This window comes from Varibaculum sp., from assembly GCF_008661855.1.
Classification (GTDB): Bacteria; Actinomycetota; Actinomycetes; order Actinomycetales; family Actinomycetaceae; genus Varibaculum; species Varibaculum timonense_A.
In genome coordinates this window covers 1-20793 of sequence record NZ_RPZY01000012.1, presented here as the reverse complement: position 1 = coordinate 20793, position 20793 = coordinate 1, and the positions used below count along the sequence as shown (strand labels likewise).

General features: G+C 50.6%; 23 protein-coding genes. 10 read left to right on the top strand and 13 right to left on the bottom strand.

From position 1 onward, the window contains the following. Positions 1 to 745: 745 nt before the first annotated feature. The 9 genes from QZT94_RS01325 to QZT94_RS01285 all read right to left on the bottom strand — a co-directional run bounded on the left by QZT94_RS01325 (position 746) and on the right by QZT94_RS01285 (position 10028). Positions 746 to 1366 carry a response regulator transcription factor gene (locus QZT94_RS01325; RefSeq protein WP_296761435.1) on the bottom strand — a complete coding sequence of 207 codons (621 nt, stop codon included), beginning with the start codon at positions 1364 to 1366 and terminating at the stop codon, positions 746 to 748. Positions 1367 to 1514: 148 nt separating this feature from the next. Further along, a complete protein-coding gene (gene mutM / locus QZT94_RS01320; protein ID WP_072509293.1) occupies positions 1515 to 2423 on the bottom strand; it encodes a bifunctional DNA-formamidopyrimidine glycosylase/DNA-(apurinic or apyrimidinic site) lyase in 909 nt (302 codons plus the stop codon). 58 nt (positions 2424 to 2481) lie between these two features. Then, a complete protein-coding gene (rnc, locus tag QZT94_RS01315) occupies positions 2482 to 3201 on the bottom strand; it encodes a ribonuclease III (RefSeq protein WP_296761431.1) in 720 nt (239 codons plus the stop codon). Then, positions 3198 to 3788, bottom strand: coding sequence for a DUF177 domain-containing protein (locus tag QZT94_RS01310; protein ID WP_296761428.1), 591 nt, complete (start codon positions 3786 to 3788; stop codon positions 3198 to 3200). The genes rnc and QZT94_RS01310 overlap by 4 nt, the downstream gene beginning before the upstream one ends. Positions 3789 to 3843: 55 nt before the next feature. Continuing rightward, on the bottom strand, positions 3844 to 4533 hold the full coding sequence (locus QZT94_RS01305) for a hypothetical protein (RefSeq protein WP_296761426.1): 690 nt from the start codon (positions 4531 to 4533) through the stop codon (positions 3844 to 3846). A gap of 15 nt (positions 4534 to 4548) precedes the next feature. After that, positions 4549 to 5067 (bottom strand): pantetheine-phosphate adenylyltransferase, encoded by a 519-nt coding sequence (gene coaD / locus QZT94_RS01300; RefSeq protein ID WP_296761425.1) that lies wholly within the window; start codon positions 5065 to 5067, stop codon positions 4549 to 4551. A 61-nt stretch (positions 5068 to 5128) separates the two neighbouring features. Next, the gene (rsmD, locus tag QZT94_RS01295) at positions 5129 to 5743 is read right to left on the bottom strand and encodes a 16S rRNA (guanine(966)-N(2))-methyltransferase RsmD (protein WP_296761423.1); all 615 of its coding nucleotides are present in this window, start codon (positions 5741 to 5743) and stop codon (positions 5129 to 5131) included. 62 nt (positions 5744 to 5805) lie between these two features. Further along, complete coding sequence (locus QZT94_RS01290) at positions 5806 to 8094, bottom strand: ATP-dependent DNA helicase RecG (RefSeq protein WP_296761422.1); 2289 nt, start codon at positions 8092 to 8094, stop codon at positions 5806 to 5808. Beyond that, positions 8091 to 10028 carry a hypothetical protein gene (locus QZT94_RS01285; RefSeq protein ID WP_296773099.1) on the bottom strand — a complete coding sequence of 646 codons (1938 nt, stop codon included), beginning with the start codon at positions 10026 to 10028 and terminating at the stop codon, positions 8091 to 8093. The genes QZT94_RS01290 and QZT94_RS01285 overlap by 4 nt, the downstream gene beginning before the upstream one ends. 193 nt (positions 10029 to 10221) lie before the next feature. On the opposite strand from QZT94_RS01285, the gene rpmB reads away from it, so the two are divergent. From rpmB to QZT94_RS01235, 10 genes are all read left to right on the top strand, one after another. Continuing rightward, positions 10222 to 10407 carry a 50S ribosomal protein L28 gene (gene rpmB / locus QZT94_RS01280; protein ID WP_072509285.1) on the top strand — a complete coding sequence of 62 codons (186 nt, stop codon included), beginning with the start codon at positions 10222 to 10224 and terminating at the stop codon, positions 10405 to 10407. A 203-nt stretch (positions 10408 to 10610) separates the two neighbouring features. Next, entirely contained in the window at positions 10611 to 11216 is a 606-nt protein-coding gene (locus QZT94_RS01275; protein ID WP_296761418.1) for a TM2 domain-containing protein, read from the top strand. Between the two features lie 296 nt (positions 11217 to 11512). After that, positions 11513 to 12211, top strand: coding sequence for a translation initiation factor IF-3 (gene infC, locus QZT94_RS01270; RefSeq protein WP_079985804.1), 699 nt, complete (start codon positions 11513 to 11515; stop codon positions 12209 to 12211). A gap of 60 nt (positions 12212 to 12271) precedes the next feature. Further along, the gene (gene rpmI, locus QZT94_RS01265) at positions 12272 to 12472 is read left to right on the top strand and encodes a 50S ribosomal protein L35 (protein ID WP_072509282.1); all 201 of its coding nucleotides are present in this window, start codon (positions 12272 to 12274) and stop codon (positions 12470 to 12472) included. A 21-nt stretch (positions 12473 to 12493) separates the two neighbouring features. Next, positions 12494 to 12874, top strand: a complete 381-nt coding sequence (gene rplT / locus QZT94_RS01260) for a 50S ribosomal protein L20 (RefSeq protein ID WP_072509281.1) — start codon at positions 12494 to 12496, stop codon at positions 12872 to 12874. Positions 12875 to 12897: 23 nt separating this feature from the next. Further along, entirely contained in the window at positions 12898 to 13728 is an 831-nt protein-coding gene (locus QZT94_RS01255; RefSeq protein WP_296761416.1) for an RNA methyltransferase, read from the top strand. 107 nt (positions 13729 to 13835) lie between these two features. Next, entirely contained in the window at positions 13836 to 14879 is a 1044-nt protein-coding gene (locus tag QZT94_RS01250) for an ABC transporter ATP-binding protein (protein WP_296761415.1), read from the top strand. 47 nt (positions 14880 to 14926) lie between these two features. Further along, positions 14927 to 15766, top strand: coding sequence for an ABC transporter permease (locus QZT94_RS01245; RefSeq protein ID WP_296761413.1), 840 nt, complete (start codon positions 14927 to 14929; stop codon positions 15764 to 15766). 69 nt (positions 15767 to 15835) lie between these two features. Further along, positions 15836 to 17032, top strand: a complete 1197-nt coding sequence (locus QZT94_RS01240) for a histidine kinase (protein WP_296761412.1) — start codon at positions 15836 to 15838, stop codon at positions 17030 to 17032. Positions 17033 to 17148: 116 nt separating this feature from the next. Further along, positions 17149 to 17769: a response regulator transcription factor gene (locus tag QZT94_RS01235; protein ID WP_296761411.1), complete on the top strand. Its 621-nt coding sequence runs from the start codon at positions 17149 to 17151 to the stop codon at positions 17767 to 17769. Positions 17770 to 17784: 15 nt separating this feature from the next. Here QZT94_RS01235 and QZT94_RS01230 read toward each other — a convergent pair whose 3' ends face one another. The 4 genes from QZT94_RS01230 to QZT94_RS01215 all read right to left on the bottom strand — a co-directional run. Beyond that, a complete protein-coding gene (locus QZT94_RS01230) occupies positions 17785 to 17910 on the bottom strand; it encodes a hypothetical protein (protein ID WP_296761409.1) in 126 nt (41 codons plus the stop codon). A 69-nt stretch (positions 17911 to 17979) separates the two neighbouring features. Further along, a complete protein-coding gene (locus QZT94_RS01225) occupies positions 17980 to 19662 on the bottom strand; it encodes a HAMP domain-containing sensor histidine kinase (RefSeq protein WP_296761408.1) in 1683 nt (560 codons plus the stop codon). Further along, on the bottom strand, positions 19655 to 20407 hold the full coding sequence (locus tag QZT94_RS01220; protein WP_296761406.1) for a response regulator transcription factor: 753 nt from the start codon (positions 20405 to 20407) through the stop codon (positions 19655 to 19657). The genes QZT94_RS01225 and QZT94_RS01220 overlap by 8 nt, the downstream gene beginning before the upstream one ends. Positions 20408 to 20521: 114 nt before the next feature. Further along, positions 20522 to 20793, bottom strand: a 272-nt coding sequence (locus tag QZT94_RS01215) for a hypothetical protein (RefSeq protein WP_296773097.1), incomplete at its 5' end; no start/stop codon positions are given.

Genomic DNA, 20793 nt, shown 5'->3' with positions numbered 1-20793 from the left:
GGCTAAGCCGGTCACGGGGTCCCCGTAGTGCTTTTACCGATCCAACCCCGACACAGGAGCCGACCAACGCCCACCCCCACAACTTCCAGGCATATATCCAACAAATAACGCTCACCTGAGGAGCGCTTTGACCCTCCCAAGACAAAAACACCCTCCCAATCCGGGCAAAATGACCAATAAATAGGCTCTACCGCCCAATCGGGAGGGTCATAACGTCTCTGGAGGGTGATTTTGCCAAACTCCACCAGCAGTTTTAATCAATCTTCCAACCATTCCACCCTCCACAGGCAAAATCACCCTCCCGATTGCAGCAGTACGCGCCGTTTCCGCCCTCCCGAGACAAAATCCCCCTCCCAATACCGGCAAACCGCCCCAATTACGACCACATTTCCCATCTCGGGAGGGCGCAACCGCACCAGGAGGGTAAAAACGTCACCCAAAAGGGGCGCGGCAGGTAAATATGTGGGAGTAATGACAGAAGGGCAGGGAAAAGTTTCTTCCAAACAGATGCGGGTAGCGGTTTTATGCCGAGGGGTAGGATTTCGGAACATCAAGGTCGCAGACGGTAAAAAATGTGGAAGTAATGACAGGAAAAGCAGGGGAAAAGTTTGCTCCGAGTGGGCGCGGTGGGCATAAGAATTTGGAAAACGCCGCCACGTTTTCCAAATTCTTGGGCAGGAGGACAAACTTTCCCCCGCCCCCAGCCCCGACACGCGAGACATAGACGAGAGGAAGCACGGGGCAGTTATGACTGATGACGCCAACCGGCACTGCGCTGACTGGCAACCCACGCAGCAACCTGCGTGCGCCGCTGCAACCCCATTTTTGCCAGTAACGAAGTGATATGGTTTTTAACAGTCTTTTCCGCTACCCCGAGTTTCTCGCCGATTTCACGATTAGATAACCCCTCACCGATTAGGTTTAACACTTTGCGCTCGGCGGGAGTCAGATTAGCGGTGGGGTCTTCATTTCCGGCGCGCCGGCGGGTAACTGTGCGTTTATCCAGCAGTACCCGTCCTCCTTCAACTGCTCGGATAACATCGGTTATTTCTGCTCCCCGCACGGTTTTCAACACATAGGCTTTTGCCCCTGCCTGTAGGGATTCTGCTAAAGCATCATCATCGTCGAAGCTGGTGAGCACAATAGCCAGTGATTTGGGTGAAACCTCACGCAACTGTTTCATGACATCAATACCGGTTCCATCAGGCATTTGTAAATCTACCAGCACCACGTCGGGATGAACCAGTTCAGCGCGACGAACCGCGTCTTCAACGGTTCCAGCTTCTGCCACAACCTCCATTCCCACGGTTCGATCCACTATGTCGGCAATGCCTCGCCGCACGATTTCGTGGTCGTCAATTATCATCACCCGGGTGGGGTGTTCCTCCGTCCTTGACTGTTGGATGCTCATTTTTTGATTCTATCTAATCGTGGTAGTAGATAAATACTATTTTTACAATAGTTTGCTCTGCTGGGCGTTGCCACCAAAATATATATCCTTCAGAAAACTATACCTAGTTATCTAGGGGCTGACATTTGGGGCAGTAGGTGGCATTGCGCCCTGATTGCTGCAACTTTTCTAGGGTCGCGCCACAGATTTTGCAGGGTTCTCCGCCTCGCCCATACACCATTAGTTCTTGCTCGAAATAGCCGGGGTTGCCACTGGTATCTACGTATAGTTCATCGAAAGATGTACCGCCTTGTTTGATGGCAGCTTTCATGATTTCCCCTGCACATCTAAAGACTTCCTTGATTCGCTCTGCCGGAAGGGAATTAGCGCTTTGCGCGGGGCTCATCTTGGCAGCGAATAGAGCTTCATCTGCATAAATATTACCGATTCCGGAAACCAGTTTTTGGTCTAGCAACGAGTGTTTGATGGAGCTCTTGCGTTTTTGAACAGTGTCAATAATTTTTTGGCAGTCTACGCCCGGATCAAGCACATCTCGAGCAACGTTTTGTTCTACCCGCCGGGGAATCAAGCAGGAGTTAGCACCCCAACCGGCAGGTTTCTTGTCCTTGGTTTCTACTAGCGGTTCAACCAACATCCGTCCGAATGTCCGTTGGTCTACGAAATTAACTTTGCGTCCATCGACTAGTTCTATCGCTACCCGCAGGTGTGCGCGATTTTTTGAGGAGATATCGATTCCTGGTTGGTTAATAAGAATCTGCCCGGACATCCCGAGATGAATTACCAGCGAATACTGGGTTTGTTCCCCGGTATTATCCTTGCCTAGCAACCAGATAAATTTTCCGCGCCGCACGGCGTGAGTAATACTCCATCCTTCCAGGGCTTCTATGAAACGTTTCGGTTCCTGTCCGCGCAAAGATCCAGGAAATAATACTTTAACGTTTTTTATTTGCGCTCCGATTAGTTGTTTTTCTATGCCGCGACGCACAACCTCAACTTCTGGTAATTCTGGCATTTTTGATTCCCCTCAACCTTAGTGTCGTCTTTTGATCTCAAAATATTAAAGTCAATGGTTAAAAACCTAGTGGCGTTGTGATTCCGTGTTCGTCTCTTAGGTTCATGACCGCTTGCCTGGCAGCTTCGTGTTCTGCCACTTTCTTTGACCGTCCTTTTCCAAATCCTATTTCCCGGTCGCCGAGTATCGCTCGCGCACTGTAGCGGCGGTTGTGGTCTGGCCCGGTTCCTGTGACTGTAAATTCTACGGAATACACTCCTAGCTGCCCGGTTAGTTCTTGTAAAGTTGTTTTCCAATCCATTCCGGCACCGCGTTCTAGGGCATGGTCAAGCAAATCTTTTAACAGGTTTTCTACAACTTCACGGGTAGCTTCCAGACCGTGGCAAAGATAGGTGGCTCCGATTAGGGCTTCTACCGTGTCAGAGAGGATGGAGTCTTTTTCTCGTCCTCCGGTTTTTTCCTCGCCGCGTCCTAATAAAATGTAGTCCCCTAATCCGATGTTTCTAGCTACGGACGCTAATGGTTCTTGGGAGACGGTGGCCGAGCGCATTTTGGCTAAATGCCCTTCGGGGTGAGAGGGATAGGAACGGTAGAGGCGTTCGGTAACTATCAGTTGCAGAACCGCGTCTCCTAGGAATTCGAGACGCTCATTTGTGGGTAGCCCGTCTTGTTCGTGTGCAAAAGAGCGGTGGGTTAAAGCCAGCACTACCATTTCGGGGTCTAATTCTATCCCCCATTTAGATAGCAGTTTCGCTAAATCTTGCGAACCGCGGTTCATTCTTTCTTCTTTCCCTGCTCATCAAATATCCCTGCTAGCGCTGACCAGCGTGAATCTATCACCTCGTGGTGGTGATCTTCTTCAGCGGAGGCTAACGAAATTCCGCACTCAGGGCAAAGTCCCAGACAGTCTGGGGTGCAGAGCACCGAATAGGGAATTTGTGGAACGATTGCGTCTATCAAAAGTGGCTCTAAGTCTATGCGAGAATCAGAGCGAACTTGATAGGCATCGTCTAACTCATCATACACGCTTGAGTCGTCACTCACCTCATTGAGGAGGCGCGCTAACACATCGGGATAGTAGTAGATGCGGGTTAGAGAAAACTCCAGGGACTTACCCACCGGAGTCAAGCAACGCACGCATTGACCTTCTGCTCTACCGCTACCGCTAACGCTGAGGGAAACTCCCTCAGAAATAGCTACCGCAAACAGGTCTAATTCCAATGATTGCCCGGCGCGAACCGCCATGCTTTCGGTACCGATAGCGGCAGGAATGTCTACTGTTACCTGCCAGCTTTTACTGTCTCCCTCAGCAGAACCTAGCCCGGTTAATTCAAGAGGAATTACGGCTTTATTTTCTTTTCTCACTCCCCATAGCCTAGGCGCTATTGCCTTTTAACGCCAGCAGCCAAGGCTGGGCAGTTTAGAACTGAGGACGTTCTTGGCGAGAAAACTGGGCGCGCCCTTGGCGTGTTTGTTCCGCAATCCCTCCGAGAAGCTCTTCAAGCTGCGCCAATGATTCACTTACGTATTGGTCTGATTGGTTCATAAAGTCGCTGGCTTGCTGGCGTGCCTCTTGAACGGTTTGCCTTGCTGCTTGCTGCGCTTCTCGATAGATGTTTTCTTGAGAAACTAGCTGGTCTGCACGCTGGCGTGCCTCTTGAAGTATCTGATCAGCCCGCTGATTAGCTTGGGCAATGGTTTCTTCGGCTTGCGCATCAGCATGGTTTATCGTGGACTCTGCCCGTTGATTCGCCTCTGCAATTGTCTGTTCGGCTTGCGCATTTGCTTGCGTAACCGTGTTATGAGCTTCTTCTTCAGCTTCCCGAGTTACCTGTTCTGCTTCAACGCGAGCATCGGATATAGTTTGCGCTGCTTCCTCATCGGCAGCGTCCAAAACCTTGTTAGCATCAGCCACAATTCTGTCCGCGTTCACCAGGTCAGCGGGTAGGGCGGCGCGAGCGTTATCTAGCAGCTCCACTCCCTCTGCCTGGTTAATCATCACCGAAGCTGAGAAGGGAACACCACGCCCCTGTTCAATCATTTCGCTCAGACGGTTTAATACCGCGATTACATCTGAGGGTGCATACTGGGCTTCTTCCTGGGGAGCCATGATTATCCTTTCTGTTTATAGAGGTAAACTTGGGTTTGAGCTTGGATTATTTTCCGAGGACGCAGCAAATGCTTTTTGTAGGGCTTGAGCTACCTGTGGGGGAACAAATCCGGATACGTCTCCGCCGTAAGCTGCGATTTCTTTAACTACTGAGGAAGAAATCAAAGCGTTTTCGGGGGAAGTCGGAATTAAAATTGTATCAATGCCAGATAGTTGTCGATTCGCGAAAGCCTGGGTCATTTCACTGTCGGTATCTGTTGAGTTCCGTATTCCTTTTACCAGGGCTTTCGCCTGATAGCGGGCAGCTAAATCGCAAGCTAGCCCAGCCCAGGTAACTACCTGAACATTAGCTAGAGTTTCGGTTGCTTCGGTGATAAATGCAGCCCGCTCGGCTACGTCAAATAGATAGTTTTTCTTTGAGTTTTTCGCTACTGCCACGATTACCCGGTCAAAAAGATGGGCTGCGCGGTCGATAACATCTAGATGACCATAGGTTAGAGGGTCGTAAGAGCCGACACACACAACAGTACTCATAGCTACAAAATACCCGCAAGCTGCCACTTAATGCGGTGTCCCACGCGGAAGAGGACGTAAACTATTTTTCTTCCTGAAGATTTGCGGCGTTTTCTGGGGTATCTTTTAGGGCTGGACGCAGGAAATAGATAATGCTTTCCCCATAGAGTTTTTGGGATTGTTCTTCCCACAGTTCCTTGTCCCATTCCAGGGCTTCATCACGGGCGGAGCGCTCTACCACTATCCAGGCGTCCGGGTCGCATAGCGGGTGCAGATTGCTGAGGGTTTTCAGGATTTCCGCATTTTCCATAGCGTAGGGCGGGTCAATAAATACCAGTTCCCACTGGGGATTAGGGTTGGCTCCCACCCATCGAGAGGCTAGGAAAGCTAGTGCTGGCTGCACATACAGTTTGGCTTCTTTGAAAACTGGATTGGCTGCCAGGTTCTTTCTGATGGCTTTGGCTGCTTCTTGAGATTGATCAACTAGGTCGAGACTTAAGGCGCCTCGGGACAGGGCTTCAAACCCGTAAGCTCCGGAACCGGCGAAAAGGTCGAGAACGCAGGCATTTTCCACAGCTCCCCGGGCTTGCAGGGCGGAAAAAACTGCCTCTCGAACCCGGTCTTGGGTAGGACGCGTCCCGCGGGAGGGAACACTTAAATGAGTCCCCCTAGCAGTGCCCGCTATTATTCTCATCATGATGTCAGTCTAACCCGAGCAAAGTATCAAGCTAGAAACTACGGCATTACCAGTGTTTACTCCTATCCGCGCTCTAGATATTCTTGTTCTTCCTCACTGATGCGTCTGCTAATTGCCGCTTGTAAATAGGGATATTTCTGTAGCTGAGAATCACCCTCTATCAGGCTTTTTGCGTCTTGTTGCGCCTGGGAGATTACTTTCTCATCCGCTAGCAAATCAAGAATTTTTAACGAGGAGGAGCGTCCCGACTGGGTTTGCCCCAGAATGTTCCCACTTTCTCGTAAACGGAGGTCAATCGCGGCGAGTTCAAATCCATCGGTAGTGTTCACGAAGGCTTCTAGACGATGGCTGGCGGGACTTTGAGCTTCGGCTCCTGACCACACTAGGCATACTCCCCCATATTTGCCGCGCCCGATACGTCCGCGCAGCTGATGCAGTTGCGCAATCCCGAAACGGTCGGCATCAAGAATCACCATCATCGTGGCTTCAGGAACATCAACTCCCACTTCAATCACCGTGGTAGCTACCAGTAGCGGGGTTTTTCCGCTTATAAAATTTGCCATGGCGTGGTCTTTTTCTTCCGCACTCATTTGCCCATGTAATACTCCGATTTTAACTCCTTCTAAGGCGGGCATATTTTTGAGCTGAACAGCTGTTTCAGTGACGTTAGCTATTTTTTTATTCTCGTTTTGAACCCGGGATTCCCTCCAGTTTTCTCTGGTATCTGCCGCCCGCTCTCCCTTTCGGCAGGATGTATTTCTCCTCTCGTCCTCGTTATCGGAACCATTTCCTGCCTCTTCGGTTCCCGGATTAATCGCGGGACACACCACAAATACGCGACGACCTGCCATGATTTCTTCTTTGGCACGTTGCCAGGTGCGCTGTGTCCAGGATTGATTTGCGCTGTTTACTCGATAAGATTCCACTTTTGCACGCCCAGGCGGCAGACCTTTGAGAGTAAGTAGGTCGAGGTCGCCGAAAGAAGTCATAGCAACTGAGCGCGGTATCGGGGTTGCGGTCATTACCAACAGGTGAGCGGTGCCAGTTTCGTTTTTCCGCAGCTTATCTCGTTGTTTGACCCCAAACTTGTGTTGTTCATCAATAACCACTATTCCGGGGCAAGAGGGAGCTACCTGATTAGAGAGCAGGGAATGGGTACCGACAAAAATACCAGCCTGTCCCTGATTTAGAGCCTCTAAAGTACGCTGCTTTTCGCCGCTAGGAAGGGAAGAAGAAAGCCGATAGATAGGTACGCCCTCCCCTCCGCGCAGGTTAAACCCACCCGGTTGTGCCAGTTCCCCTAACAGAGCGCACAGGGTAGAAAAATGTTGATGCACCAAAACTTCGGTGGGAGCCATAAAAATGGCTTGCCGCCCACAATCTAATGCCCGCAGCATTGCTAGCAGCGACACTACGGTTTTACCTGACCCCACGTCTCCTTGTAACAGCAGATTCATAGGGCGCGGGGAAGAAAGTCGCTGCGAAATATCGTCCAAGACTTCGCTTTGGAAAGCGGTCAGGGTGAAGGGTAGTGAACTTGCTACCCGGTCGCTGAAGCCGCCAGGTATTTTTTTAAGGCAGGGTGCGTCCTCGGATAATTCCGCCCGACGCTGAGCCAGTGCCACCTGCAAAATAAAGGCTTCCTCGTACCTAAAACGTGCTTGTGCCTGCGCGAAATCTTTGCGTGATTGGGGGCGATGAATCTTTTCAAAAGCCTCGTTTATCTCTAGCAATCCCCGTTCTTCCCGAATATCTTCGGGGAGCGGATCTGGTAAGGGAATTGTTTTTAGCTCATCAAGCAGCACCGCGATTGCCTTTTGGGTGGTCCAAGTGGGCAGTCCCACTTTCGCGGGATATATCGGTTCTGGACGCATAGCTTGTGCTTGAACCTGCTGGTTATTGCCCACGTCCAAATTCTCATCATCGACTTCCTGATAGGAGGGGTGAGAAAGTTGCAGCCTACCTCGATAAAGGCTGGGTCGGCCGGAGAATAGTTTAGTTTGCCCCACCTGCATTTGCGCAGACATCCAGTTGATTAAATACTGGTTTTTTGCCCAAAATACCGCATCCATCCGGTTGTTACCGTCACTGAGTTTTAGGGACAGCATCCATTTTCCACCGTGGGTACGCCGCCGGCTAGAGTCTGCGATTTGAGCAATCACTGATTGTTCTTCCCCGATTGTTAGCTGCGCAAATGGCGTGAGTTCACCTAGTTCGTGATAACGGCGCGGAAAGAAATATAGGAGGTCAATTGTAGTTTTTAACCCAAATTTACTATCGAGTTTTCCCGCTACTCGTCCTAGAATTTTCTTTAGGGGTTCCCCTCCCCCTAGGGAAGTGTCTCTATTCACTGCGAAAGTACCCCCACTAAAGTGGCTCCGCTTTGCCCGCCGCTAATCAGCTCGATGCGTATTCCCGGAGAGCCCTGGGAAAAAGCGGTTTGTACCCGGGAAATAATGTCAGGATCTTCTCCGCTGCCAATCAGGATTCGTGCTTGAACATCTGTGGGGGTAACTGCCGAAGATAGCAGTTCAAATGGGGTTTTAGTATCAACGCTCCAGGTGCGTTGAGTTGCTAAGGCATCGAAAGCCCGGCTGCGCTGCAATTGCAGCAATTCTGGCGGTTCGATAGCCGAAGATACCACTTGCGTCAATGCGCGAGTAACCTCTAGAACTTGCAGGTCATCTTGGGTTGGCGCGACCAATAGTTCAATTCCTTTATCTTTGGCTGGTCTAACCAGATTGGCAAGCTCTGCTGCCGCCAGTTGATTACAGGGCAGCACTGAGACTACCTCTTGTTCCATTTCCGCGATCACCGGCAAGACTTCAAGCGGAATTCCCTGGCGAGATAGCACCACGACCGCCCCCAGGTTGGCCAGATCCCCAACCAATCCTGGCGAGGAAGTATAGGCTAAAACAGCCGGTCTAACCGGGCGGATTGCCCGCGAGGAATCGAGACTGACCAAATTGGAGCTAGTGGGAATTTCTGAGGCTACCGGCAGCGGCGGCCTGGTCAAGATCATTCCCGTTTTATCCGGTAAAAGTTCGATTACTCGCCGGGGATGTCGCGTACGCACCAGCAGTATTCTGGAACCTATCCCGAGCATATCGGCGCGACCAGTCATAGCCCCATATACCCCGTTTTCTTCTAGCTGGGTTCGTAGCTGTTCAAATCGGGAATTATCGGCTTGCCCGCGCCAGGTAAGCACCAGGGAGTTAAGACGCGAAACTGCCTCTAGGCGCTGATTAGAGGCAGGAACCATATCGCGAATCATTTGTAAACTGGTGTTTACCGCCCCGGCTTCTTGGTGATTCTCTAGGGCGTAGGTTTCAACCATTGCCGCGATTAACAGCATCAATACCGCTGCTCTCGCATCGGGGCGCCCATGATTTTCTTCGGCTCCCTCTACTAGCGCCACCTGACTGGATAACCAAGCACGTGAGAGGATATCTTCAATCGACATTTGTTTCGGTTGAGTATCTAGTTCCGCGTTTACCTCTTCTATCAGCCCTGACAGAGTTGGTGGATCTAAGGTTTCCACTGCTGGCAGCAGACAGCGATTTGGAACTTCGCGGCTAGAGCGTAGTACCTTTAACAGCTGCACCGGATTTAGGGCGGCAGAGTCGGTTAGTCCAGCGGCAATGTCGGCTAGTTCGCACAGCACTATCCCAATCATGCCTCTAGCTCCCGCCAAGGCGGCATCGGCGATAGCTTCCAACACCCATTTCGCGTCCCTATCGGCGCTAACGGGCAGGGAAGCTACTGTCAAAGCGACTTTATCCCAGGTAAATAGGGCATTTGATCCGGTGTCGGAGTCCAGCTCACTGAGTCTGTCCATAGCGTCTAAGGCTCTTTGTCCCGCTTGGAGCACCTGAGCACACATTTTTACCCAACGTCGAATGTTTCTTCCGGTCACCAGGAGGTCTACCCGTTCTGTGGATTCCAGCGCCGAGGCAACGTTTTCTCGGTTTCGTTTTGTTTTCGGTTTCGCTGCTTTCGGAGGAAGTGAGGGTACTTCAAAATCCAATAGTCCGGTGCTGCCAGTAGTTTCATAACTGTTAGTGTTTTTTTTAGTTTTTTCTCTTTGGCGAGGACGTGGGGCAGTTTTGGCTTTTTTCTCGCTTTGGGCGGGGCTATCTTTTTTGGTTTTCTCGCTTTGGGAGGGCAGATATTCCTGTTTCGAGGACGAGAAAGAATTTCCTACCTCACCTGAGTGTTTTGCGCGTGAGGCACGAGCGAAATCTGCGAAAGAAAACAAATCCGCTAAGGGTTGTTCTTCGCCCACCATTGCCTCCTTGGGTATCTAAAAGTTGCGAGCGCTGCTATGCCCGCTCTCATAGTCTAGCGAGTTTTCAGTGAAGCCCGGCACAATAACTACCTGGTAGTTGGCTGTTGGTCAGTAAATCAGTTAATCTAGTCGGGTTGTGAAACTCTGGACGGCTATGTCCAGACTCAAAGAATACTTGAAGGAGACTATCGTGGCTGCCACCTGTGACATCTGTGGGAAGGGTCCCGGTTTCGGGAAGAGCGTTTCGCACTCCCACCGGCGCACGAACCGCCGTTTTAACCCCAATATTCAAAGCGTGCGCGCCGTTGTTGGTAGCATGCGCAAGCGCATGAATGTTTGCACCAAGTGCCTAAAATCTGGTCGGGTAACCCGCTAGATTCCCAGGTCAAACTGGACGCCGTCTACTTTTAGTAGGCGGCGTTTTTCTTAGTAGCGTCTCTTTAATCGGGATTAGCGGGCTAATAGGGTTAATACCGGGCTAATACCCAAATGGGTGAAAATCTGGATTACTGAACTTCCTTGACTTTGTTGCCGGTAAACTTATACCTAGTTATTAATACTTCAAGCTAAAGGACACTTATGACTTCCAACATTCCGAACCAGCCAGCCAGTTCCTCTAATCCATCTGGTCAGCCACTACCCCCAAATCAGGGCAACATGAACAATGGGGGCGTTGCTAACGAAAACACCCCAGGTAATCCCTACCAGGCTTCTCAGGAGAATCAATACCACGCCCCTATGGTTAATAATCCTGGTAATCCGCAAGGCAATGGCTATGCTACCCCTCAAAGCAGCCCTTACCCGCAGGCACCGGGCAACTTCCAGCAACAGCCTTACCCGCAAGCACCGGGAAATTTCCAGCAGCAGCCTTACCCCGGTCAGCCAGTACCTAATATGAACGGTGGCTACCCCGCCCCCGGGGCACTTGCACAGCCATATCCAGATCAAAAATCCAAGATGGCTGCCGGTCTACTGGGGATTTTCTTAGGTGGACTTGGCATCCACAATTTCTATCTTGGATATACCGGCAAAGCTATCGCGCAGCTGCTAATTTCCCTGCTTTCGCTGGGATTCTTAGCGATCATCTCGGGCATTTGGGGACTAATCGAAGGCATTCTAATCCTGACCGCAAAGCCCGGTACTCCCTGGTCGTTGGATGCACGCGGAGTTCCGCTTTCTTCCTAGCTTAAAAGCTAATCAACCAATAGTTTCAAACAGTTGTCCGTGAGCCATCCGCTATGGCTCACGGACATTTTTTATTAGATGTTCTCTCCCGGCTGTGAGGAAGTTCAAAGACTATCGGAGTGCTCTCAGCTTTCATCAAGGCGTCCTGGTTTGCTAGATTAGTTAGTAACCGACCAGGAAACTGGTACGAAAGTGGAGGTTTTCCCACCTGGATACTTTTGGGTATCGGGTAAGAACAGATGCGTTCGTATACGCGCGCATTTTGCTACCTCCACTAGCTAAGTGGGGGTTTTCTTATTTTTAGGTTAGCTCCCAAAAATCTCAAGCAAGGAGCAGCTATCAGCACCGAGACACGGATTAATGACCGCATCCGGGTGAAAGAAGTCCGCCTAGTTGGCCCCAGTGGCGAACAGGTGGGGGTAGTCCGGATAGAGGACGCATTACACCTGGCCAGCGAGGCTGGTTTGGATTTAGTAGAGGTCGCGCCGACGGCGAAACCTCCAGTTTGCAAGTTAATGGATTACGGCAAGTTCAAATATGAGGCTGCCCAAAAGGCTCGTAACGCTCGCCGCAACCAGGCAAATTCTCAGCTCAAAGAGATTCGTTTCCGCCTAAAAATTGACGACCACGACTATGAAACCAAAAAAGGTCACGTTGTGCGGTTCCTAGAGGGCGGGGACAAAGTTAAAGTCATGATTATGTTTCGCGGGCGTGAACAATCTCGTCCCGAAATGGGGGTTAAGCTCCTAGAACGCTTAGCCGAAGACGTAACCGAAATGGCCATAGTGGAATCTATGCCCCGCCAGGACGGACGCAATATGACTATGGTGCTTGCACCCACTAAACGTAAACACCACACCAAGTCGGATCAGCGTCGCCGCCGTGATCAAAAACGTGGCGAAACCATGAACCGGCAACAACTTAAAGATGCCCGCAAAGCCCGAAAAGCTAAAGAAGCTCAGGAAGCTGAAGCCGCATCTAACAACGAAAAATAAGGCTCGTCCTAGAGACAAAAGCAGGCAAAACCACCGGCTTGCCGGTAGAGAGGAAAAAAGATGCCGAAGATGAAGACGCACTCCGGTGCGAAAAAGCGTTTCCGCAGAACCGGAAGTGGCAAACTAATGCGGGAAAAGGCTGGAAAACGCCACCTATTAGAACACAAGTCTTCCAAACTGACCCGTCGTCTCAGCCGTGATCAGGTGGTAGCACCCGCCGACACTAACCGCATCAACAAGCTGTTGGCTGGCAACAAGTAGGCAAGGAGAGGATTAAGAGATATGGCACGCGTAAAACGAGCAGTTAATGCCAAGAAGAAACGTCGCACCGTACTGGATCGCGCCTCTGGTTACCGGGGTCAGCGTTCTCGCCTATACCGTAAGGCCAAAGAACAGCTACTGCACTCAGGCGTTTATTCCTACAACGACCGCCGCAAACGCAAGAACGACTTCCGCAAACTGTGGATTCAGCGTATTAACGCTGCTTGCCGCGCTCAGGGAATGACCTACAACCGCTTCATCCAGGGCTTGCGCCTAGCCGAAATCGAAGTAGATCGCCGGATGCTTTCCGAACTCGCGGTTTACGATATCGACACCTTTAATCAGCTGGTAGAAAAAGCTAAAGCTGCTCTACCTCAGGACGTAAACGCTCCGGCTGCTTAAAGCCCCTAAAAGAAGTTAGCTTTTTGCTTAATCTACGCCTAGACACGATTGATAATCCTCGCTCCCAGCGGGTACGGACTCTGGTCAATCTGTCTAGGCGTAGTTTTCGTTTAAAGCAAGGATTGCTCCTGGTAGAAGGGTCGCAATCTTGCGCGGAACTGCTGAGTTTTTATCCGGAAGCGGTTCGCGATGTTTATCTTTGTCACCGTGCTCCCGAGCCAGCTATCCAGGTGGCGAGGACGGCTTTAGGGATTACCCGCTGGGTACATCCGGTTGCTCCCTCGGTAATGAAGTTATTCGCGCCCTCGGCGCAAGGTATCGCGGCTACAGCTGACCTCTCAGCGCTCCCGAGCGAAGAACTCCCGTCCGCGGAGGTTTTGAAAGAGGGCGCCTGGGCAGTATGTGCACGAGTACAAGATCCCGGGAACCTTGGGACGATTATTCGGATTGCTGATGCCTGTGGCCTGGCCGGAGTCTTAGCCCTTTCGGGCTGCGCTGATGTTTCTAGCCCGAAAGTTATTCGCGCCAGCGCCGGGAGCCTTTTCCACTTGCTGGTTTACTCCGGTGCCTCCTTCGGGGCTTTAGCAGAGCTGAGCGAGGAAAACGACGGCTGCCTAGTGGGATTATCCGGTAAAGCGACTGTCGATTTACCTAGCTTTACTGCCTCCAATAACGTAACCGTCTCTCCCCTATTTATCTGCCTGGGTAACGAAGCCCAAGGTTTATCTAGCGAGGAAATCGCCCTCTGTAATGAAACTATCGCCATCCCTATGTGGGGAAAGGCAGAATCCTTAAACGTGGCAACCGCCGCCGCAATCGCCCTGCACGCCATCGCCAGCGCTCGCGCTCGCTAAAAACAATCCGCCTTAGTTCGCCCCATACAGGGAAAATGACAAATATCATTTCTAAAAAGTGACAAACCCTGATGGTATAGCTTCAGATTAACCGCGATAATTTGGGTATGAAAGAACAAGCAGACCCCAACCTATCTACCTCCATAAAGGTAGTGGATAAAGAAGCATTAACAAATGCTGCCGGAATAGCAGAAAGTTACGAAACTACCCGGAAAAGTAGAGAAAATAAATCCCTCATTTCCGCTACCCCAAAACCGGCAATAGCGATTGAAAACCTAACCCAAACTTTTGGCGCAATTCGCGCCCTAAACAATCTAACTTTAACTATTCCAACCGGAAAAGTAACCGCTCTGCTTGGACCAAATGGAGCCGGAAAATCAACCCTAATTGATTTAGCTACCGGACTTACCAAACCAAAATCCGGTAACATTAAAGTATTCGGTTTAGATCCCTTACGTGCCGTTCGCTCCGGCAGGATAGGAGTTAGTCAGCAAAGCGGTACTTTTCCGGAAATACTCACAATTAAATCCGCCTTACAACTCCTAGCGGCAGCTTGGCCAAAACATTTGCCAATAGAGCAATTAATGGAGCTTTGCGACCTGAATAAAATAGCCAAACGGAAAATAAAAAAGTGTTCTGGCGGAGAAGTTCAACGGCTTAAACTTGCTTTAGCGCTCCTACCTAATCCGGATTTACTTATTCTTGACGAAGCCACCACCGGAATGGATGTGAACGCAAGAGCAGCATTTTGGCAGATTATGCACCACCTAGCCCAGCAGGAGCGCACGATTGTTTTCGCCACTCACTATTTATCGGAAGCCGAAGATTTCGCGCACAATATAGCCATCCTCGATCACGGGCAGTTGGCAGCCAGCGGCAGTCCCGATAAGATTCGTTCCCTGGCACGTTCACACCTATCTGCCCTATTACCGGAGTCGTCACGCACCGGCGCTCAGCGCGCCCTCGCCAAAGTCCAAGGAGGGCGAAACTGGAATATCTGGTTCGATAACGAGCGTATCCATATAGATGGGGCTGACCTTGATGATGCGTTACGCACCCTCGCCCAATTCGATGAAGCCACAGATTTCAGCCTCACCAGGGCGTCCTTAGACGAAGCCTTTACCCATATCACCCAGGAAGTAAATAGTTAAGATGCCGATTGGGAATGACCACTCCTCCTTAAAAAAAGAGAAATACCATGTCGAAAAATAATAATTCTCCTCTAAATATAAAAACCGATAATAAAACGTTAAAAATGATTGATTTTCCCACCCCCAGTAAAAATCAATCCCCCTATAACTCCTGGCGGAATCTGGGATTAATTATGCGGCGTTGCTTTTTTGTTTGGGTACATCCGACTACTTTAATTCTATTTACTTTTATCCCGATAGCCTGTTTCTCGATTTTCGGTTTAGGGCAGGAATACTCGAATATCGATTTAGGGGAAACCACAATTGCCGGATCCATCATGTGCAATATGTGTCAATACTCGGTAGTATTTGTCGCCGCCTGTATCACTGCCCGTATCGGCACCGAACAGGCAACCGGCTGGACGCGACAAATCGCCCTCACCCCGATAACTTCCCGGCTGTATGGCACTGGTCGCGTTATCGCGACCGCTATTTCTTGCCTGGCAATGACCATTATTACTTACAGTTACGGGTTCGCTACCGGGGTACGCATGAGCGCAAAGGCTCTAATATTATCCCTAGGTGTTTTAGTAATTTCCGCACTTTTCGGAGCGGTATTTGGATTATTAACAGGTCTGCTCATCCCCTCAGATGCGGCGCAAGGAATAGTTGGAGGCGGCTCGTCACTAATCGCTATTTTTTCGGGAATGTTTACTCCTTTAGAACAGATGGGCGCGTTTGTCCAAAAACTGGGTGAGTTTATGCCTATGTGGGGATATAATCAGCTTTTACAAGTCACATTTAATAATCAAACTATTTTGGGGTGGAAAATCTATTTGAATATGGCAGTGTGGACTGTGCTGCTATTGGGAATAGTGTTAGCGTTACTGCAACGAAAAAAGTCGTAGTTACCGCCTAGAACTTTATCGCCGATAATGCCAGCAAAACTGACTAGCGACTGGTGGAAATGAGGGAATATGTTAAAAAATAGGGACTCTTGGGCTTTCGCTTTCCCTCCCCTACTATTTCTTATTCTGCCCCTTTACTATATGTCGGCAGGATTTCCACAAATCAGTTACCTTGTCGCTTTCTTTTTGATGGTGCTGTTTGGCGCCTTCTACGTGGCGGCTTGGCTACAAATCCCCTATCGTCCGCGCCGTTTATCCTCGCTTAATATCGCTATTTTAGCTGGGCTAATTGTCACCTATTTGGGTGGATGGTGGATAGCGGGAATTAACGCCCCGGTAGCCTTTCAAGCTTCCTATCTTTGCTCGGTAGCTATATTTTTACTACCTGCCCGTCTTGACTATTACGCATTAGGGATAATTTATCTGCTGACAATGCTGCAAGTAGCTATCTCTCCCTCTATAACCAACTGGTCGGCGGTGCTGATAACTATCTTTACTTCTTTAGCCTGCTTTGCTGGTCGCAGCTCCGTTGAGGCTGAAAAACGCCGGACGCTGGCGGCAGCTAGTGAAACACAGGCGGCTAAAATGCGCGAGCGAGCCAGGATTAACGCTGATTTGCATGATGTTTTAGGGCAGACCTTAACGGCTATTTCCTTAAATGCTCAGCTCAGTTCCCGGCTTTTGGAACAAGGCAGGAATCAGGACGCGGCCTCGGCTCTCCGCACTGTTCAGCTCCTTTCACGACAGGCTCTCGCGGATGTGCGACAGGTGGTTAGCGCTTCTCGCGAGACTGTAATCGCTGAAGAAATAGAAAATGCACGGGCACTTTGCCAGGCAGCAAATATCACTTTTTCTGTTAGCGCCCTGGATACTATCAAGCCCGAAATCGAGAATCTGGCTGCTTGGATGATTCGCGAGGGAATCTCTAATCTGGTTCATCATTCCGGCTCCGATAAGGCCTGGCTGCTCTGCACCGCTAAAAGCGTTTGTTTAATCGATAACGGTAAAGGTTACCAGGAGCTAGTTTCAGATAGTGATAACGCCGGGTCAAGTGGTAACGATGCTACCGGTAATGGTCTTTGCGGTCTTAAGGACAGAGCCTATAATCTAGCAGTTATTTCTTACGGTAACCTGTTTAGCTCGGCTTGGGAGCAGCTAATAGCTATAGACCCCGAGATTTCTACCAGGGCAGATGAGCTGATTTTACCCCCTAAATATCCTCGTAAACGCCCTCATGGATTCTTCCTTGCGCTTTATACTCGCTAGCTTGCGGCGCAGTTCATTTAAGGCACTCGCCGAAGACCAGTCATTTGTCGCTACTGCGAGTGTTGTGCCTGATACTTGTCGGACTTACTCAGCTAGCGTTATGGGATAATTAGAACATGATTTCGCTAATGCTGGTAGATGACCAAACCCTGGTGCGACAAGCTTTAGCCAGTTTGCTTAGTTTAGAGGACGACCTCAAAGTTTCAGGGCAGGCTGACAACAACCAGGCAGCGTTACAGCAGCTGCGCGCCCTACAAAATAGTGGACAGGCAGTTGATGTGGCGTTGGTAGATATTGAGATGGGGTCAGATTCCGGACTGGATTTAACTCGCGAAATCAAACAGGCTTTCCCAGACACAAAAGTACTGATAGTAACGACTTTTGGTCGTCCCGGATATTTAAGCCGGGCACTTGCGGCAGGAGCTAGCGGTTTTATTGTCAAAGACACCCCCGCGGATCAGCTGGTGAGCATTATTCGCAATATCTATGCGGGAGCTAAACATATTGACCCTAAACTGGCTGCCGATGCCCTAGCTCAAGGACCTAATCCTTTAACCCCGCGCGAAATAGAGACTCTAAGCTGTGCCTTAACTGGGGCTAGCATCGAGCAAATAGCGGCTACAGTTTTCCTAGCTCCCGGCACGGTACGTAATATCATTTCCGGAGCAATGACCAAGCTGGGAGCTAAAAGCAGAATCGAAGCTGCTCAAACCGCTAGCGCCGCCGGTTGGCTATAACTGGGTTTTCGTAGCTCATGATTTAAGCTCTTTTAACGCCTCTTCGACATCAACATAGCGCTTGATAGCAGCATCTGAGAGCTGTCTTTCTGATTCCGCCAACGCAAGCTGGGTTTTGTAGTTAGGGGAAACACTCGACATAGCAATTCCTCCCTCCAAAACAACACAGATAGTAACAAGTTTATTATCTAGACGTTATCCGTTCAATAGCTACCATTCTTTATTCGAGCTGAGGGGCAGGGTTAGGGTGAAGATGGCTCCCGAGGGGGCGCGGTTTTCGGCTTCGATACTGCCCCCCAGCGCCTCGGTCAAAGTTTTTACGATTGCCAGCCCCAGCCCGGAGGATTCGCCGGGAGTGCGGGCAGTGTCAGCCCGTACGAAACGATTAAACAGGGTATCGGCAATCCGCGGATCAATCCCCGGCCCGTTATCTGCCACTTGTATCTCCACTTTATCCCCTGCCACCAGATAGCCGCTGACCTGTATTTTTGTCCCGGCAGGGGTGTGCTGAGCGGCGTTAGCTAATAGGTTAGAAATAATCTGGGTGAGGGCGGATTCACTGCCTACTACCGTAACTTCCGCCAAGTCCTTCGCGAACTCCAGCTCCCAGTTATGCTCTGGGTATGTGATACGCATATTGGTGAAAGTTTCCACTATCGCCCCCGCGATGGGAACTTCCTCTACCTGGGCATTCTGTCCCGCGTCCAGGCGTGCCAGCAAAATCAAGTCCGAAACCAAATCTGCCAGGCGCTGACTTTCCCGCTCAATCCGCCCTACCGCGTCACCAGCTTGCTCACCTAGGTTTTGTCGCGCCAATAACTGGGCATAACCACTGATTGCCGCCACCGGGGTACGAAGTTCATGGGAGGCATCAGCCACAAATTGACGCAGTTGCGCTTCGCTTTCTTCTCGCAGTTTCAGCGAGGATTCAACGTGTTCGAGGGAGCGGTTTAAGGAACGCCCGAGCTGGGCGGCTTCAGAATCTTTGCTGGTAACCTCGTCCCTTACCCGGGTAGGTAACTGACTTTCGCTTTCCAGATTAACGGTTTCAACCGCGCGTGCCACGGTTTCTACCTGGGTTAAATCCCGCAGTTCGCGGCGCACTAAGAATCGCGCCAACAGGTAGGCGCCCAGCAGAGCCGCGAGCGAACCTAAAGAATAGAAAAGGATAAACGAATGCAGAGTTTGGTTTACTTCCCGCAGCGGAAGCCCGCTGGCAATACGGGCAGTTCCTTCCGGGGTATCAACCTGGCGCTGCGCTACTCGATAGTCCCCTAAATCCGTCAGGCTAAGGTTTTGAGGGCGAGTGAGCCTGAGGGATAACACTTGGCTTACCTGGGTGCTGGAAAGCTGGCGCGGACTTTGCCCGGGACTTATCAGTAGAGAGGTAGCCTGTCCGTCTTGATAAATAAGGCTAAATGAACCGGCAGTTATTCCGGGAAAATCTCGACCGGGACGACCTCTACCGGGACTATCGGGTTTTTCTAATCTTTTTTCCTCAGGTTGCCCTCTAAGAGAATCCGGGATTTTACTGGTGCGAGAAATACGGTTCGCTGCCTCGTCCTCGGTAGGGCTTTTCAGCGAGTTCTCGTCCTCGGCATAGATTTTGGAAGAATCCGTTTGCGGAGTGGTTTCCTCCTCTCCTGCTAACGAGGTTCCTAAAACCTCTTTTCCCTGACCTGCGCGAGTAATCTGGGCGAGTTGATTCATCGATTGGTTAAGGGAAGTGTCAAGTTGCTCATAGAGGGCCCCGCGCAGCGCCAGTCCCGCAAAAGTTCCTACCCCGGCGATTACCAGGAAACACACCCCGAGCACCATTACCGGTAGGCGGCGCGAAAGACGGCGTGAGGGGGCGCTAAATAACCGGCTCCCTTTGCGTCTGTTCTTAGCCACGCCTACTCTCCGAACGCATCACGTATCCTACTGCCCGTACGGTTTCGATTAATGGTTCACCCTCCTGATCGATCTTTTTGCGCAGATAGGAGATATAGAGTTCCACTACGCTGGCTTTACCGCCAAAATCGAAATGCCACACTGCGTCCAAAATCTGTTCTTTGCTAAGCACCCGGTCACAGTTTTCCATCAGGTAGCGACAGAGCTCAAACTCGGTTTTGGTCAGCTCAATCGGTTTGCCACCGCGGCTAACCTGGCGGCTATCCACTTTCATTTCCAGGTCACGAACCCGCAAAATCTGCTCGGTGGGGTCATTTTCATTCGCGAAACCACTACGGCGCAGCAGTGCCTCTAGGCGCAGTTCCACTTCGGTTAAATCGAATGGTTTAGTGACATAGTCGTCCGCCCCGCTGCGCAGCCCAGTGATTTTATCGGCGATAGCATCCTTGGCGGTAAGCATCAATACCGGAACATCTGAGAAGTCTTGACGGATTCTTTCCATGGCTTCGATACCGTCCATGACTGGCATCATTACGTCCATCACAATCGCGTCCGGGCGTAATTTTCGGGCTAACTGCACCGCCTGGAAGCCATCATTCGCGGTAAAAGTTTCCGAGCCTTGCACGCTGAGAGCCTGCGCCAACAGGTCGGCTAAGAGCTTTTCATCATCCACGATTAGGATTCGTGGCGCCTTTCCTGAGCGCGCCAGGGAGCTGGCGCGCTCAGGATTATTATTTATTCCCATCTTTTTATTATGCCTTTAGCTAAAGAAATTCCGATTTTTCCGCTACAACCAGCGAAACTACTGATTTCCTCATTAAGAGTTAGAACTATTCTCGCCACCATTTTGGGAACTGTTTTATTCTCCTGGTTTTTCGCCATTTTGAGGGCTTTGATTATTGCCACTTTGCTGCTGAGAATCATTTTGATTGTTACCATTTTGATTCTGATTATCTAAGTTCCGCGGATTTTGTCCGTTTTGATTTGATTCTTCCGGCGGTAATTGCCGATTTGAACCTCCCGGTCGCATTTTTTCTCCCGGCCGCATCTGCCTATCCATTTGCTCGCCTGGAGCCATTTGCCTGCCCTGTCCCGGCGGCATATGGGGATGTCCTCCACCACTATGAATCG

Bases quoted from the DNA above. Each gene is read 5' to 3' on its own strand.
- QZT94_RS01325 (WP_296761435.1), bottom strand. From the start codon at position 1,366: ATGATAATTGACGACCACGAAATCGTGCGGCGAGGCATTGCCGACATA.
- mutM (WP_072509293.1), bottom strand. From the start codon at position 2,423: ATGCCAGAATTACCAGAAGTTGAGGTTGTGCGTCGCGGCATAGAAAAA.
- rnc (WP_296761431.1), bottom strand. From the start codon at position 3,201: ATGAACCGCGGTTCGCAAGATTTAGCGAAACTGCTATCTAAATGGGGG.
- QZT94_RS01305 (WP_296761426.1), bottom strand. From the start codon at position 4,533: ATGGCTCCCCAGGAAGAAGCCCAGTATGCACCCTCAGATGTAATCGCG.
- coaD (WP_296761425.1), bottom strand. From the start codon at position 5,067: ATGAGTACTGTTGTGTGTGTCGGCTCTTACGACCCTCTAACCTATGGT.
- rsmD (WP_296761423.1), bottom strand. From the start codon at position 5,743: ATGATGAGAATAATAGCGGGCACTGCTAGGGGGACTCATTTAAGTGTT.
- QZT94_RS01275 (WP_296761418.1), top strand. From the start codon at position 10,611: ATGACTTCCAACATTCCGAACCAGCCAGCCAGTTCCTCTAATCCATCT.
- rpmI (WP_072509282.1), top strand. From the start codon at position 12,272: ATGCCGAAGATGAAGACGCACTCCGGTGCGAAAAAGCGTTTCCGCAGA.
- rplT (WP_072509281.1), top strand. From the start codon at position 12,494: ATGGCACGCGTAAAACGAGCAGTTAATGCCAAGAAGAAACGTCGCACC.
- QZT94_RS01250 (WP_296761415.1), top strand. From the start codon at position 13,836: ATGAAAGAACAAGCAGACCCCAACCTATCTACCTCCATAAAGGTAGTG.
- QZT94_RS01245 (WP_296761413.1), top strand. From the start codon at position 14,927: ATGTCGAAAAATAATAATTCTCCTCTAAATATAAAAACCGATAATAAA.
- QZT94_RS01240 (WP_296761412.1), top strand. From the start codon at position 15,836: ATGTTAAAAAATAGGGACTCTTGGGCTTTCGCTTTCCCTCCCCTACTA.
- QZT94_RS01235 (WP_296761411.1), top strand. From the start codon at position 17,149: ATGATTTCGCTAATGCTGGTAGATGACCAAACCCTGGTGCGACAAGCT.
- QZT94_RS01230 (WP_296761409.1), bottom strand. From the start codon at position 17,910: ATGTCGAGTGTTTCCCCTAACTACAAAACCCAGCTTGCGTTGGCGGAA.
- QZT94_RS01220 (WP_296761406.1), bottom strand. From the start codon at position 20,407: ATGGGAATAAATAATAATCCTGAGCGCGCCAGCTCCCTGGCGCGCTCA.